14 protein-coding genes are annotated in these 13,448 nt (G+C 66.4%); 9 read left to right on the top strand and 5 right to left on the bottom strand.

Annotation, left to right across the window (positions count from 1 at the left end; all coding sequences use genetic code 11):
* Nucleotides 1-18 precede the first annotated feature (18 nt).
* Nucleotides 19-999, top strand: coding sequence for a GlxA family transcriptional regulator (locus MLP_RS21120; RefSeq protein ID WP_013865216.1), 981 nt, complete (start codon nt 19-21; stop codon nt 997-999).
* A gap of 32 nt (nt 1,000-1,031) precedes the next feature.
* On the opposite strand, the gene MLP_RS21115 is transcribed toward MLP_RS21120, so the two are convergent.
* The 3 genes from MLP_RS21115 to xseA all read right to left on the bottom strand — a co-directional run bounded on the left by MLP_RS21115 (nt 1,032) and on the right by xseA (nt 3,012).
* Entirely contained in the window at nt 1,032-1,421 is a 390-nt protein-coding gene (locus tag MLP_RS21115; RefSeq protein ID WP_013865215.1) for a phage holin family protein, read from the bottom strand.
* A 110-nt stretch (nt 1,422-1,531) separates the two neighbouring features.
* Complete coding sequence (locus MLP_RS21110; protein WP_013865214.1) at nt 1,532-1,777, bottom strand: exodeoxyribonuclease VII small subunit; 246 nt, start codon at nt 1,775-1,777, stop codon at nt 1,532-1,534.
* Nucleotides 1,774-3,012 (bottom strand): exodeoxyribonuclease VII large subunit, encoded by a 1,239-nt coding sequence (gene xseA, locus MLP_RS21105; RefSeq protein ID WP_013865213.1) that lies wholly within the window; start codon nt 3,010-3,012, stop codon nt 1,774-1,776. The genes MLP_RS21110 and xseA overlap by 4 nt, the downstream gene beginning before the upstream one ends.
* Nucleotides 3,013-3,336: 324 nt before the next feature.
* Between xseA and MLP_RS21100 the strand changes: the two genes are divergently transcribed.
* Nucleotides 3,337-4,299, top strand: coding sequence for a 4-hydroxy-3-methylbut-2-enyl diphosphate reductase (locus MLP_RS21100; protein ID WP_013865212.1), 963 nt, complete (start codon nt 3,337-3,339; stop codon nt 4,297-4,299).
* Between the two features lie 488 nt (nt 4,300-4,787).
* Complete coding sequence (locus MLP_RS21095; protein WP_013865211.1) at nt 4,788-5,738, top strand: DUF7507 domain-containing protein; 951 nt, start codon at nt 4,788-4,790, stop codon at nt 5,736-5,738.
* Between the two features lie 103 nt (nt 5,739-5,841).
* Here MLP_RS21095 and rmuC read toward each other — a convergent pair whose 3' ends face one another.
* Nucleotides 5,842-7,416, bottom strand: a complete 1,575-nt coding sequence (gene rmuC / locus MLP_RS21090) for a DNA recombination protein RmuC (RefSeq protein WP_231851365.1) — start codon at nt 7,414-7,416, stop codon at nt 5,842-5,844.
* A gap of 478 nt (nt 7,417-7,894) precedes the next feature.
* Between rmuC and MLP_RS21085 the strand changes: the two genes are divergently transcribed.
* The 6 genes from MLP_RS21085 (at nt 7,895) to MLP_RS21060 (ending at nt 12,828) form a co-directional block, all read left to right on the top strand.
* The gene (locus MLP_RS21085; RefSeq protein WP_013865209.1) at nt 7,895-9,193 is read left to right on the top strand and encodes a M18 family aminopeptidase; all 1,299 of its coding nucleotides are present in this window, start codon (nt 7,895-7,897) and stop codon (nt 9,191-9,193) included.
* 43 nt (nt 9,194-9,236) lie between these two features.
* Nucleotides 9,237-10,310: a redox-regulated ATPase YchF gene (gene ychF, locus MLP_RS21080; protein ID WP_013865208.1), complete on the top strand. Its 1,074-nt coding sequence runs from the start codon at nt 9,237-9,239 to the stop codon at nt 10,308-10,310.
* Nucleotides 10,311-10,462: 152 nt separating this feature from the next.
* Complete coding sequence (vapB, locus tag MLP_RS21075) at nt 10,463-10,726, top strand: type II toxin-antitoxin system VapB family antitoxin (protein ID WP_231851364.1); 264 nt, start codon at nt 10,463-10,465, stop codon at nt 10,724-10,726.
* Nucleotides 10,717-11,136: a PIN domain nuclease gene (locus MLP_RS21070; RefSeq protein ID WP_013865206.1), complete on the top strand. Its 420-nt coding sequence runs from the start codon at nt 10,717-10,719 to the stop codon at nt 11,134-11,136. The genes vapB and MLP_RS21070 overlap by 10 nt, the downstream gene beginning before the upstream one ends.
* 98 nt (nt 11,137-11,234) lie before the next feature.
* Complete coding sequence (locus MLP_RS21065) at nt 11,235-11,921, top strand: GNAT family N-acetyltransferase (RefSeq protein WP_156821248.1); 687 nt, start codon at nt 11,235-11,237, stop codon at nt 11,919-11,921.
* Between the two features lie 85 nt (nt 11,922-12,006).
* Nucleotides 12,007-12,828 (top strand): sulfite exporter TauE/SafE family protein, encoded by an 822-nt coding sequence (locus MLP_RS21060; protein ID WP_013865204.1) that lies wholly within the window; start codon nt 12,007-12,009, stop codon nt 12,826-12,828.
* Nucleotides 12,829-12,852: 24 nt separating this feature from the next.
* Here MLP_RS21060 and MLP_RS21055 read toward each other — a convergent pair whose 3' ends face one another.
* Nucleotides 12,853-13,329, bottom strand: a complete 477-nt coding sequence (locus tag MLP_RS21055; RefSeq protein WP_013865203.1) for a DUF1877 family protein — start codon at nt 13,327-13,329, stop codon at nt 12,853-12,855.
* Nucleotides 13,330-13,448 lie beyond the last annotated feature (119 nt).

Raw genomic sequence — 13,448 nt, 5'->3', positions numbered from 1 at the left:
TGCCATTAGGATTGACGCATGCTGAAGTCGGTGAGTGTGATCGTGTTGGAGCCCATCGCTGTCTTCGAGTTCGGGGTCGCGGTGGAGGTGTTCGGAGTGGACCGCACCGATGAGGGGATCGAGCCGTTCGACTTCCGGGTCTGTGGTGTCGAGCCAGGGCGGCCATTGGCCACCAAGAACGGTGATCCGTTCACCATCACCCCACAGCGTGGTCTGGACAGTGTCCTCGGCACCGACCTGGTGATCGTGGCGCCCACCGCTCCCCAAGCCGATGAGGCGTATCCGGCTCGAGTGTTGGAGGTGTTGCGTCGCGCCCATGACGAGGGAGCGACGATTCTCAGCCTGTGCTCCGGCTCCTTCGTGCTCGGCGCGGCGGGACTGCTCGATGGCCGGCGGTGCACCACCCATTGGATGTATGCCGACGAGATGAAGCGTCGCTTTCCTGCCGCCGAGGTCGACCCGCGGGTGCTGTTCGTGGAGGACGGCCGAATCGTGACCAGTGCCGGGACGGCGGCCGGGATCGACGCGAGCCTGCATCTGGTGCGCAAAGAGCTCGGCACGGCGGTCGCGACCAAGATTGCGCGGCGGATGGTGGTGCCGCCACAACGCGACGGCGGGCAGCAGCAGTACGTGGACCTGCCCATCCCTTCGTGCCGGGCCGACAGCCTGGCCGAGCTCCTCACCTGGATGGTGGAGCACCTGGAGGTGGAGCACACCGCGTCGTCACTGGCAGCGCGAGCGATGATGAGCGAGCGTACGTTCGCCCGGCGATTCGCCGCCGAGACCGGCACCACGCCACACAAATGGCTGACCCGGCAGCGGGTGCTGGCGGCCCGCAGCCTCCTCGAGGAGAGCGATCTGTCCGTCGATCAGGTTGCCAGCCGGGTCGGCTTCAATTCCGCCGTCGTGCTGCGCGAGCATTTCCGGCGCACGATCGGCGTGCCGCCCAGCGACTACCGGCGTCGGTTCGGCGCCGTGACCACGGAGCTCAGCGCCTGAGCTGCTCGGGTCCCAGGAGCCGCGTGGGCGGATCAGGCCGCCTGCCGCTTCTCCCACCAGCGCTTGATGATGAAGATGCCGAGGATCCAGGTCCCGAGCGCCGTGATGAGCCAGACGACCAACGGGGTGACGATCCAGGCCGTCACTCCATTGATGTGCAGACCGTTGGGGAACAGGGTCGCGACGAACAGCGCGAGGAAGGTGGAGACCAAGCCGATGCCGCCGAGCACCGCGGAAGCGTACTTGCGCGCCATATTGAACACGAAGGGTGCCAGCAGCGCCTGCGCTGCGGTGAAGACGAGGACCGCGATCACGAAGCCGGCGGGCTGCATCTGGACGCCGTCGACGACAGCAGCCGCGACGAGCAGTGCGACCGCGGCCGACACGATGCTGATGGCGACATTGAGCAAGAACCTGATCATGTGCTCATCGTGACAAGGCGTCGGAGGGTTGTCAGCATGGGACGCGTGAAATCACCCTGGGGTAGTGAGACCGTTATCAATCAACGGTCTCGACTATCAACGGACGGGGCTCAGCCTGTCTCAGCCCGGGCGGCGTCGATCTTGGCCTGGGCGCCGTCCAACCAGCGCTGACAGACCTTGGCCAAACGTTCGCCACGCTCCCACAGGGCGAGCGATTCATCCAGTGGCACTCCGCCGGACTCCAGTTGCGTGACCACCCCGATCAGTTGAGCGCGGGCCTCCTCGTAGCTCAGCTCGGCGAGGTAGGCGTCGCCCGCTGATGATGGATCGGTTGGCGGTTGCGAGGCGTCGTTCATGGGAGGGCTCCTTCTTCTCGAACGGTGACATCCTCGACGCTGAGGCTCAGCTGCCCGTCATGCAGGTATGCCAGCAGCGACTGGCCAGGCTCCACCTCGCCGGCCGAGTCGACCGCATGTCCGTCGGCGTCGACGACGATGGCGTACCCGCGCTCGAGCGTGGCCTTGGGTGACATCGCACGTACCCTGGCGAGCGCATGCTCGATGCCAGACCGTTCGTGACGAAGCCGGCCTTGCAGCGCCCGCTCGGATCGGGCACGTAGCTCCACCAGTTCGGTCGACCGAAGGGCGAAGCTGGCGCCGGGGTCGGCCAACATCGGACGGGCCCGGATGTGGTCCAGCCAGTCGCGTTCGCGTTGGACCAGCGCTGTCACGCAGCGACGCATCCGATCGCGAGCCTGCTGAACTCGGGCCAGTTCCTCGGCGACATCGGGCACGACCCGTTTGGCGGCGTCGGTGGGTGTGGAGGCTCGCAGATCGGCGACCAGGTCCAGGATCGGCATGTCGGTCTCGTGTCCGATCGCGCTGACCACCGGCGTACGGCAGGCGAACACGGCCCGGACCAGGCCTTCGTCGGAGAACGGCAGCAGGTCCTCCAGTGAGCCGCCACCGCGAGCGATGATGATCACCTCGATCTCCCGGTCGCGGTCCAGCACTCCTAGCGCGAGCATGATCTGCTCGGCGGCCTCGCGGCCCTGGGTCAGTGCATACCGGGGGACCACCCGCACCGCCGGCCACCGCCGCCGCGCGTTCTCCACCACATCACGTTCGGCGGCACTGCCGGAACCGGTGATCAGCCCGACCGCGCGAGGCAGGAAGGGCAGCGGCTTCTTGTGGTGTCGTTCGAACAGACCCTCCGCCTGGAGCAGACGCTTGGTCTGCTCCAGTCTGGCCAGCAGCTGACCTTCGCCGACGGGCGAGATTGCGTCGCAGTAGAAGGAGAGTCGCCCGCTCTGCTCGTAGTAGGAGGGTTTCAGCCGTGCCACCACGGTCGCCCCCTCCGCGAGTGGGGCGGATGCGGCCTCCAACGTGGCGGGGGAGAGGGTCACCGACACCGAGACGTTGGCCAGCTTGTCGCGGAGTGTGAGGAACACGGTCCTGGCACCTGCCCGCCGATTGATCTGGATCACCTGGCCCTCGACCCAGACGGTCCCCAGCCGCTCGACCCAGCCGCGTACGGCGGCCGTCACCACCCGCAGCGGTTGCGGGTTCTCCTGCGACGATTCTAACGGCACCCGCGGAAGGTTAGTCGGGCCCACTGACAGTGTTGGTCGTCAACTCGCTGTGAAGCTGCTCGCGACGGGGTCGTCGCTCGCTGTCCGGCTGCGCTCCCCGGACTCCGTCCTTCGACCCAAACCCCACTTCGCACCATTTGATGCGACCTCGCACCAAGCGTGCGTGGTGCGGAGTCGACCTAAATGGTGCGAAGTGGGGTTTGGGTGGCCACAGAGGGCCCTGGGGGAGTGGCGCAGGGGCGCAGGGGCCTGGGAATGGGGGAAGGCCGGCCGGAATTGCGACGGCGGGGTGCGATGGCGCCGCACCTTCTACACTTGACGCCTATGGCTGACAAGCGTGTGGTGGTGGCTGCTCCCCGGGGATACTGCGCCGGGGTGGACCGTGCCGTCATCACGGTCGAGAAGGCCCTGGAGGCGTACGGCGCACCGGTCTACGTACGCAAGCAGATCGTGCACAACCGGCATGTCGTGGAGACCCTCCAACAGCGCGGTGCGATCTTCGTCGAGGAACTGGACGAGGTGCCCGAGGGCGCGACGGTGGTGTTCTCGGCCCATGGCGTGTCGCCGGCTGTGCACGCTGAGGCCGCTGATCGGCATCTCAAGACGATCGACGCCACGTGCCCGCTGGTCACCAAGGTGCACCACGAGGCGAAGCGGTTCGCTCGGGAGGACATGGAGATCCTGCTCATCGGCCACGCCGGCCATGAGGAGGTCGAAGGCACCGCTGGTGAGGCGCCTGAGCACATCACGCTGGTCGAGTCGCCCGAGCAGGTTGCCGATGTCCAGGTGAAGGATCCGAGCAAGGTCGCCTGGCTCAGCCAGACCACGCTCAGTGTGGACGAGACACTCGCCACGGTGAATCGGCTGCGCGAGCGGTTCCCGCTGCTGATCAATCCGCCGAGCGATGACATCTGTTATGCCACTCAGAATCGACAGCTTGCGGTCAAGCAGATCGCCGGTCATTCCGATCTGGTGATCGTGGTGGGTTCGGCGAACTCCTCCAACTCGGTACGCCTGGTCGAGGTCGCGTTGGAGGCCGGCGCCAAGGCGGCACACCGAGTCGACTTCGCTTCCGAGATCGACGACGCCTGGCTCGACGGGGTGAGTTCGGTGGGTGTGACCAGCGGTGCCTCAGTGCCCGACGAGTTGGTGCAAGGCGTGCTGAATCACCTGGAGTCCCGTGGATTCCCGCCTGCTGCTGAGGAGCGGCTGACCGAGGAGAGTCTGGTCTTCGCGCTGCCGCCGGAGTTGCGGCGAGACCTGCGGAAGAACGCGATCAAAGACTGAGTCGTCGAGGAAGGCACGGCTCGACGCTTTAGGAAACGGCGTGAACCGCTGATACCGTGCTGGCGCGTCCGATGGTGGGATCTGCTTCGGCGTGTCGTCTTGTCGTTGTTTGGTTTGGAGCCTGTATGTCGCACGTGATGCCACGCCCTCTCGCGGGTTTGGCAGCGGCTGGGCTAGTTGCAGCGGTGCTTGGCGTTCCGTTGTTGGCGTATGCGGACACAGGTACGTCCGCGACACCCTCCGCGACGCCCGAGTCAGCTGGTGCGGCGAAGGGGACGGCTGACCCCAGCACCACACCGAGCTCGACGCAGGAAGAACCGTCCGCCGAGACCTCCGCCGCCGCCACTCCATCTCCGGAGTCGGCCTCGCCGAGCTCGGCGCCGGCTTCCTCGGCCGAACCTACGGAGCCCGAGGAGCCACAGACCGCGTCGAAGGAGTCGGCCTCTCCGAGCCACGACGCCCTACAACCTGGTGTGGCACTAGATGGGGTGCAGGCGCCACAGTCCGAAGCCGAAGCCGCCGAACCTGAGGGAGTCGGTGCGCGGGTGCAGGCGCAAGCCGAGGGACCGACTGAGGCAGGCATCTCGCTGACGAAGACGGCCTCGCCCAGCCGGGTGTCGAAGGTCGGCCAGGTGATCACCTATCGATTTGTCGCCACCAATACCGGCGCTCTCGACCTGACCAATGTCGCAATCAGCGATGAGCTCGAAGGACTGAGCGAGCTGAGTTGCGACCAATCCGGAGCAGCCACGCTGGCGCCGGAGCAGGCGTTGCGCTGCTCGGCGACCCTGACCGTGACGCAGGAAGTCCTCGACTTCGGGGACATCGACAACTTCGCCACGGTGTTCGGCGAGTACGACATCGAAGGGCAAGGCGACTATGTCGGCGCCAACGCGGCCGCGCACGTCTCCGTCGTCCAACAGTCTTCGATCGGACTAAAGGCAACAGTCGCGCCGAGCGGCAAGGCAGACCGCGGTGATCGGCTCCGCTATGCAGCGACGGCGACCAACACGGGAAACGTCACTTTGACGAGTGCCCGGATCACCAGCAACCTCCAGGCTCTCGATCTGACCTGCCAGCCCGCTGCCCGAACCACGCTGGCACCGGGCGCAAGCATGAGTTGCTCTGGCGTTTATCGGGTCAGCCGGGCTGACGCCAGCCGTGGCCGGGTCAGTGCGACGCTGACCGCCCGCGCTGAGCAGCCATATGGCGACCCCGGCGACAGCAGCGACGACGTCACCAACTCACGCACACTCCGCGTTGCGGTCACGAAGCCGGCCAGCAGTAGCCACGAGAACTCCGACGCTGCCAGCTCTGGGGCGTCCGGCAGCGACCTTGCCGATTCTGGCAGCCCTCAAGGCTCGCTGCTGGTCGGTTTGTTCGGCGCGGTCCTGACCGCCTTCGGAATCGGGCTGATCCGACGCGGTCGGCGCCGCTGACGCTCAGCCGACGCGAGACTGACGCGAGCGGTTAGAGTCTCCCGCGCTCTCGCGTGGCTGCTGGCTCGATCAGCTGCGAGGGATCGCCATCAGTTGGCGAGGATCATGAACTCGCACGATTCTGATCTGCGTCGACGGCCGGCAACTCATCGGCGGACACCAGTTCGAACAGCTCCGGGTCTGCTCGACGTAGCGCGTCGGACTCAGGCAGCACCTCCTTGTCGGGTTGAGCGCCTCGGCGTGGAGCCCGCCGGCTCCGACCCACGATGGGCGCGACCTGGACTGCGTCATCGACGAGTTCGGGTGCCTGGATCTGACGCACCGGATCGTCGACGCTGGTCAACGCCTTCAGCTCGGCATCGCTGACCTTCAGCTCAGTAAACTGCCTGGCTTTCACGAGCACCCGGCCCTCCATCGTGGCGATGGTGTCGTTGTAGGCCGTGACGGAGGTCCGCAGGGCGCGACCGAGCTTGTCGAATCTGCTGCCCAGCGTGCCGAGCCGGTCGTGGAGCTCCCGCCCCAACTGCAGCACGTCGGCCGCGTTCTCGGCCAGCTTCGCCTGCTTCCAGCCGTACGCCACCGCCCGCAGCAGCGCGATCAGTGTCGTCGGCGTGGCAAGCACGACGTCCTTGCGGGCGGCGTACTCATGGAGGTCGGGCAGCACAGCGAACGCCTCGGCTGCCAATGCCTCACTCGGCAGGAAGAGCACGACGAACTCGGGGCTGCCGACTCCGGACTGCCAGTAGCGCTTGCCGCCGAGCTGGTCGACGTGACTGCGGACGTTCTGGGCGAATCGGCCCATCGCCTCCTCACGAAGCCGGGCGTCGTCGGTCTCCTGGGCGTCGAGGAAAGCCGTCAGTGGCACCTTGGCATCGACATAGACGAACTTGCCCTCGGACAGGTCGACCCGGAGATCTGGTCGAATCACTCGATCGTCAGCGGTGTCGGTCCGCTGGCGAATGAAGTCACAATGCTCGACCATCCCCGCGAGCTCGACCACCCGCTGCAGTTGCAGCTCGCCCCAGGCCCCGCGTACCTGCGGCTTGCGTAGCGCGGTGGTCAGTGCGTGCGTCTCACGCCGTAGCTGCTCCCCGGTCTGCTGGACGTTCTGCACCTGCGTGCGCAGGTCCGCAGCGATGGCCACCCGCTGCTTCTCCACCTCGCCGAGCCGATCGGCGAACCGGTGCAGCGTCTCCTTGACCGGGCTGAGCAACTGCTCGGTGGCCTTCAGTCGAGCCTCGGCCTGCGCGTCGGCGGTCCTGGTCTGCCGCTCGATGGTCTCGTGGGACAACACCTTGAACTGGGCGAGCAACTGTTCGCGGTCGCCGGCGAGCGCTTTGGCATGTGCCACTGCGGCGTCCCGTTCGGCTTCGGCCCGAGCGACTGCGGCCGATACCTCGGCTGCCTCCGCCTGGGCAGCGGATGCGAGGGCGCGGGCTTCGGCGACATCGGTCCTCGCCTGCGCCATCTCGGCGCGGGCATGTGCGGTCTCGGCGCGAGCCTGGGTCGCCTCAGTCCTCGCCTGTGCCAGATAGGCCTCCTGTTTGGCGTCGTCGGCCTCGGTCCGGGCGACGTCGGTCTGCTGCCGGCTGCGACTGACGACGTAGGCGATTCCGCAACCGCCAACGGCGCCGAGGATCACGCCGGCGACCAACGCGACCATGGTGGTGATGTCCATGCCGCGCATCATGCACGGCGCCACTGACAGTGTTGGTCGTCACTCGCTGTTCGCTGCGCTCCACGGACTCCGTCTTCCCTCGTCACGCGCAGACGATGAAGCGTTGTCTGCGCGCTCCTCAGTCCAGACGGAGCCGTCGCTTCGCTCACGGCCGCTCGCGACGGGGTCGTCACTCGCTGTTCGCTGCGCTCCACAGACTCCGTCTTCCCTCGTCACGCGCAGACGATGAAGCGTTGTCTGCGCGCTCCTCAGTCCAGACGGAGCCGTCGCTCCGCTCACCGCCGCTCGCGACGGGGTCGTCACCCGCTGTTCGGCTGCGCTCCACAGACTCCGTCTTCCCTCGTCACGCGCAGACGATGAAGCGTTGTCTGCGCGCTCCTCAGTCCAGACGGAGCCGTCGCTCCGCTCACGGCCGCTCGCGACGGGGTCGTCACCCGCTGTTCGGCTGCGCTCCCAAGATGCCGATTAGGGTGATCGGGTGAGCGCAGCCCTGGAACATGCCCGAGATCTCGCGGAATTCGTCACTGCCTCGCCGACCTCGTTCCACGCCGCGGCCGAAGGGCGGCAGAGGCTGACCGCGGCCGGGTTCAGCGTCGTCGATGAGCGAGCGGCCTTCGAGACGGCTCCCGGGGCCTACGTGCTGGTGCGTGACGGTGCCCTGCTGGCCTGGCGGATTCCAGCCGGTGCCGGACCAGGTACGCCGTACCGGATTGTCGGAGCCCATACAGACTCGCCCGGGTTCGTGTTGAAGCCGCGGCCCGATATCTCTGCCTCGGGCTGGCAGCAGCTGGGCATGGAGGTCTACGGCGGGCCGCTGCTCAACTCGTGGCTGGACCGGGAGTTGGGCCTGGCCGGTCGGGTCATCCTGACCAGCGGCGAGCAGCGGCTGGTTCGAACCGGCGCCATCATGCGCATCCCCCAGCTTGCGATCCATCTGGACCGGTCCGTCAACGACGAGGGCATCAAACTGGACCGACAGTTGCACACTGCCCCGGTGTGGAGTGTCGGCCGATCCGATCTGAGGATCATGGACCAGATCGCGTTGCTGGTCGGTTGCGCATCCGACGACATCGCCGGAGCCGATCTGTCGGCGTACGCGACGACGCCGCCGGAGATCTTCGGCCCGACAGATGAGTTCCTCGCCTCCGGCCGGCTGGACAACCTGTCCAGTGTGCATGCCGGGCTGGCGGCATTGATCAGCACAGCCGAGGCCGATGCATCGGACACCAGCGCCGCAGGCAGCGAGGCGATCACGATGCTGGCTGCTTTCGACCATGAGGAGGTCGGCAGCGCCTCTCGTTCTGGCGCGGCCGGACCGCTGTTGGCTGACGTCCTCAGTCGCATCTCGGCGGCTCTGGGTGCCTCGCTCGACGACCATCAGCGGGCATTGGCCGGGTCGATCTGCCTCTCGGCAGACACCGGTCACGCTGTCCATCCGAACTATGCACAGCGACACGATCCGGCCAATCGGCCGTTGCTCAACGGCGGTCCACTGCTCAAGATCAATGCCAATCAGCGGTACGCGACCGATGCCGTGGGCGCTGCCAGTTGGCGGCGAGCCTGTGATGCCGCCGGTGTGCCGATCCAGGAGTTCGTCTCGAACAACGCCGTACCGTGTGGCAGCACCATAGGGCCGCTGACCGCCACCCGGCTGGGTATCCGTACCGTCGACGTCGGCATCCCGCTGCTGTCCATGCATTCCGCGCGCGAGTTGGCCGGCGTCAGGGATCCGCTGCACCTGCGTCGGGCGATCGAGGCGTTCTTCCAACAGCGCTGAGCGAGTCAGACCGACCAGGCGTGCGCCCATATGCTTGTCCGTCGTGGCACTCACCATCGGCATCGTCGGCCTCCCCAACGCGGGCAAGTCGACTCTCTTCAACGCACTGACCCGCAACGACGTCCTCGCGGCGAACTATCCGTTTGCGACGATCGAGCCCAATGTCGGCGTGGTCGGCGTACCGGATCCGCGGCTGGAGGTGTTGGCGAAGATCTTCGGCTCCGAGCGAATCCTGCCCGCGACGGTGAGCTTCGTCGACATCGCCGGCATCGTACGCGGCGCCAGCCAGGGCGAGGGGATGGGTAACGCCTTCTTGTCGCACATCCGTGAGGCCGACGCGATCTGCCAGGTCACCCGGGTCTTCGACGACCCGGACGTCACCCACGTGGACGGCAAGGTCAACCCGGGCAGTGACATCGAGACCATCTCGACCGAGCTGATCCTGGCCGACCTGCAGACCATCGAGAAGGTGCTGCCGCGGCTGGAGAAGGAGGCCCGGATCAACAAGGCCAAGGTTGCGGCGCTGCAAGCAGTCAAAGAGGCGCAGGAGGTGCTGAACTCCGGCCGTACGGTCTTCGCCGCCGGTTTGGACACCGAGCCATTGCGGGAACTGTTCCTGCTGACCGCGAAGCCGTTCCTGTATGTGTTCAACTGCGATTCCGATGAGCTTGTCGACGAAGACCTCAAGGCCCGGATGCGGGCGCTGGTCGCCCCTGCCGAGGCGGTCTTCGTGGACGCCAAGATCGAGTCTGAGCTGGCCGAGATGGAGCCGGATGAAGCCCGCGAGTTCCTGGCCGAGATGGGCATCGACGAGCCGGGTCTGGACCACCTCGCCCGTGTCGGCTTCGACACCCTCGGACTGCAGACCTATCTGACCGCGGGGCCGAAGGAGTCCCGGGCCTGGACGATCCCGAAGGGCGCGACTGCCCCCGAGGCGGCCGGCGTCATCCACACCGACTTCCAGAAGGGCTTCATCAAGGCCGAGGTCGTCTCCTTTGACGATCTGGTCGAAGCCGGCTCCATGCAGGCCGCCAAGGCCAAAGGCAAGGTCCGGCTGGAGGGCAAGGATTACGTGATGGCTGACGGCGACGTGGTGGAATTTAGGTTTTCGAACTGACCTCTGCGATCTGGAACGCGCGTGCGAGCGCTGACACGGTCTCCGGGAGTGCTGCTCCAGGCTCGCGAGTTCGTCGGTTCTGAACCCAGCGAAGATCATCGTGCTCTTCCGATGCGGCGTTGCCCGGTCCTCGGTCGCTGAGAACCTATTCGATGGTCGATATCGTGATATCATCCTGGCTGGAGGTGGCCGTCATGACGAACGTGCTCATACGAGGGCTCAGTGACTCAACCGTGGAACGGATCGATGCGGAGGCGTCAGCATTGGGGCTGTCCCGCAACGAGTTCCTTCGCCGGAAGCTTGAGGGGGACAGTCCTCGGTCAGGCGAGACGACGACTGATGAGAACTGGCGGCGTGCCGGTGAGATCTTTGCCGATCTTGCGGATCCAGCCGTGATGGCTGACGCGTGGCGGTGACGAGTTGGCTGCTCGACAAGTCGGCGTTCGTGGGGCTCCAGCTCGACCAGGTCGTCGACGCCGAGGTGTGGAAGACCAGGATTGATCGCGGTCTGGTGCGGATCTCGCCGATCACTCGTTTGGAGCTCGGGTACTCGGCACGGACGGGGGTTGACGGGCGAGAGGGGTTCCGCCGGCCACCGGTCTCGCTGATGCCGGTGGAGCGGATCACGCCTGCGATTGAAGACAGGGCTGAGGAGGTGCAGATGCTTCTTGCGGACCGAGGCCAGCATCGCGCGCCGTCAATCCCAGACCTGCTGATCGCCGCCACGGCTGAGAAGGCGGGCCTCACGGTGCTGGCCGTGGATAAGGACTTTGACCTGATCGCTGAGGTCACGGGGCAGCCGGTGGAGACGCTCGCACTGCGCTGACCACCCGGCCTGCATGAGACTGCCCAACGTGCGGCGACGTGGTCGAATTCCGGTTTAACGTCTAGCGTCAATGACGCGATGCGGTATACACGAACGGAGTGATCAGGTCCTTCGCAGACCGCGACACTGAACGCGTCTGGCGGCGGGAGTCGTCGAAGAGACTCGATCCGCGCATACACAAGACGATGAATCGAAAGTTGCACCTGCTGCCGCGCCATCGCTCGACGCGCTGCGAGTTCCTCCAGGAAAACCGCTTGGAGGCGCTCAAAGGCGATCGGGCCGGCCAGCACAGCATCCAGATGGGCGATCTTGAGGCCGTGCATGCTTTCGCTTCTGATCCCGTGGTGTGCAGGTACACGACCTGGGGCCCGAACACTTTGGCCGACACGAGGGCGTTCCTGGAAGACGCCATGGTCGGCCGTGTCGGCGAGTGCTCGCTGGCGGTGGTTCGACAGGATCAAGTGATCGGTTCGGCCGCCGTGTGGACCACGAGTGTGACGGACCGTGCTGGCGAGATGGGTTACACGATCGCCCGGTCGCATTGGGCTCAAGGGCATGCGACAGAAGTGGCGGGACTGCTGCTCGATCTCGGCTTCAGCCGACTCGGGCTCGAACGTCTGGCCGCAACCTGCGATCCGGAGAACGCTGCTTCGGCCAGGGTGCTCGAAAAAGCTGGGCTACAGCACGAAGGAAGGCTCCGCGGGAACGTCCTGGTGCGAGGCCGTCGCCGGGACTCGCTCATATTCGGCGTGCTCCGTACAGACCTGCGAGGAGAGGCTCCTTGACTACCATTGACAAGCTTGCGCCGATCCTTCCTGGTGAGGTGCTGATGGAGGGCTTCATCACCGCCGCGGGTCGCATGAGTGAAGCGTGACGGCGTCGCTCCTGGTTCTCTTCTTCGTCGGGCTGGCGGTCGGCGTGACCACCGTGCTGTTCGGCTTCGGCGGCGGCTTCGTCACGGTTCCGATCATCCTGCTCGTCGACGCGGCGCGAGGACCCGATGCACTGCGCATCGCCGTCGCCACCTCGGCGCTGGTCATGCTCGTGGGTGCGATCGTCGCGACGGCGGCGACGCGGCGGAGTGTCCTCGCCCATCTCCGCGGTCGTCGACGGCTGTTCGTGCTGCTCGCGGTCGGCGGCGCGGCAGGCGCGGTCGGCGCCCTGTTCGTGCCTGACGTCGTCCCGCGGTGGGGTTTCGTGATCTACATCGGTGTCACCGTTGTCGATCTGCTCCTCCGTCCAGGGTTCCTCCCAGAGCGAAGGACGACGCGACGATTGGAGAACGGGAGAGGGGCGAGGAAAACGAGCGGTCGCCCGCTCCCGGATGGCTGGGGGCTCCCGATCGGCGGGTGCGCAGCCTTCCTTGGCGTCGGCGGAAGCGTGATGACTGTGCCGATGATGCGACGCTCCGGCATGGAGATGGGCGTGGCGACCTCGTTGGCGAACCCACTGACCATCGCGATCGCGGCGCCGGCCATGGTGGTGGCGGCCGCGTTCGGCGGTGGCGTCGCCTCCGCCCCTGGTCTGATCGGGACGGTCGACGTTGCCTCGGCACTTGCGCTGCTGGCAGGGGCGATCCCCGTCATCGTCCTGCTGCGGCGACGACCGCCGAAGATCCCCGATGCTGTGCACAGCTGGGCATACCTCGCCCTGCTCGTCGTGGCCGCGAGCACCGTGGCGATCACTGGCTGACCAGTCCCACGTCTGGAGTGTCCGTCAGCGGATCAGGTAGAGGATGGCGTGGCCCCGGGCGGCAGCGTCGGCGGTGAAGGTCTGTGCCTCGGCGAGGTAGTACGCCAGGTAGCCCTCGTCATCTCGTCGGACCTGCTGATCGCCGTAACGGAGCCCACTGCAGAACAGCCGGACGTCCGATCGTGAGACGGATGCCACGTCGCGGGCGATCGTCGGTACCCGGTCACGAGCGATCACACCCACATAGGGTTCGTATCCCTCGAGATACCCATACGGGTAGGTGACGTCGCCCGCCACCAGCTCGTACCCGGGTTTTGGCTGCCGAACCCCTTCCGGCGAGAACAGTCGTTGCAGCAGTGGCCACGCCTTGTCGAAGCAGGTGTTGGTCCAGCCTGGCTCGTCACCGCGGCGATCGGCCCGCCGGATCACCGGCCAGGGATCGGTCCTGGCCTCGGCGGCCTCCTCGTCGGTGATGGCCCATCCGTAATATCGAATTCCCATGCGCCGCAGTGTTCTCGGGCGCGCCGACAGTCTTGCCGCCTCGCGTGGCCACGATGCCGTGAACCAGGGGGTTCCACGCATCGAAAAGGAGCACTTACAGGCCAATCGGCCGATTTCGC

This window comes from Microlunatus phosphovorus NM-1, assembly GCF_000270245.1.
Lineage (GTDB): Bacteria > Actinomycetota > Actinomycetes > Propionibacteriales > Propionibacteriaceae > Microlunatus > Microlunatus phosphovorus.
Note: the sequence above shows the minus strand (reverse complement) of the source record. Positions and strands in the feature narration are given on the sequence as shown.

Bases quoted from the DNA above. Each gene is read 5' to 3' on its own strand.
- rmuC (WP_231851365.1), bottom strand. From the start codon at position 7,416: ATGGACATCACCACCATGGTCGCGTTGGTCGCCGGCGTGATCCTCGGC.
- MLP_RS21110 (WP_013865214.1), bottom strand. From the start codon at position 1,777: ATGAACGACGCCTCGCAACCGCCAACCGATCCATCATCAGCGGGCGAC.
- MLP_RS21055 (WP_013865203.1), bottom strand. From the start codon at position 13,329: ATGGGAATTCGATATTACGGATGGGCCATCACCGACGAGGAGGCCGCC.
- MLP_RS21100 (WP_013865212.1), top strand. From the start codon at position 3,337: ATGGCTGACAAGCGTGTGGTGGTGGCTGCTCCCCGGGGATACTGCGCC.
- vapB (WP_231851364.1), top strand. From the start codon at position 10,463: ATGGTCGATATCGTGATATCATCCTGGCTGGAGGTGGCCGTCATGACG.
- MLP_RS21115 (WP_013865215.1), bottom strand. From the start codon at position 1,421: ATGATCAGGTTCTTGCTCAATGTCGCCATCAGCATCGTGTCGGCCGCG.
- MLP_RS21120 (WP_013865216.1), top strand. From the start codon at position 19: ATGCTGAAGTCGGTGAGTGTGATCGTGTTGGAGCCCATCGCTGTCTTC.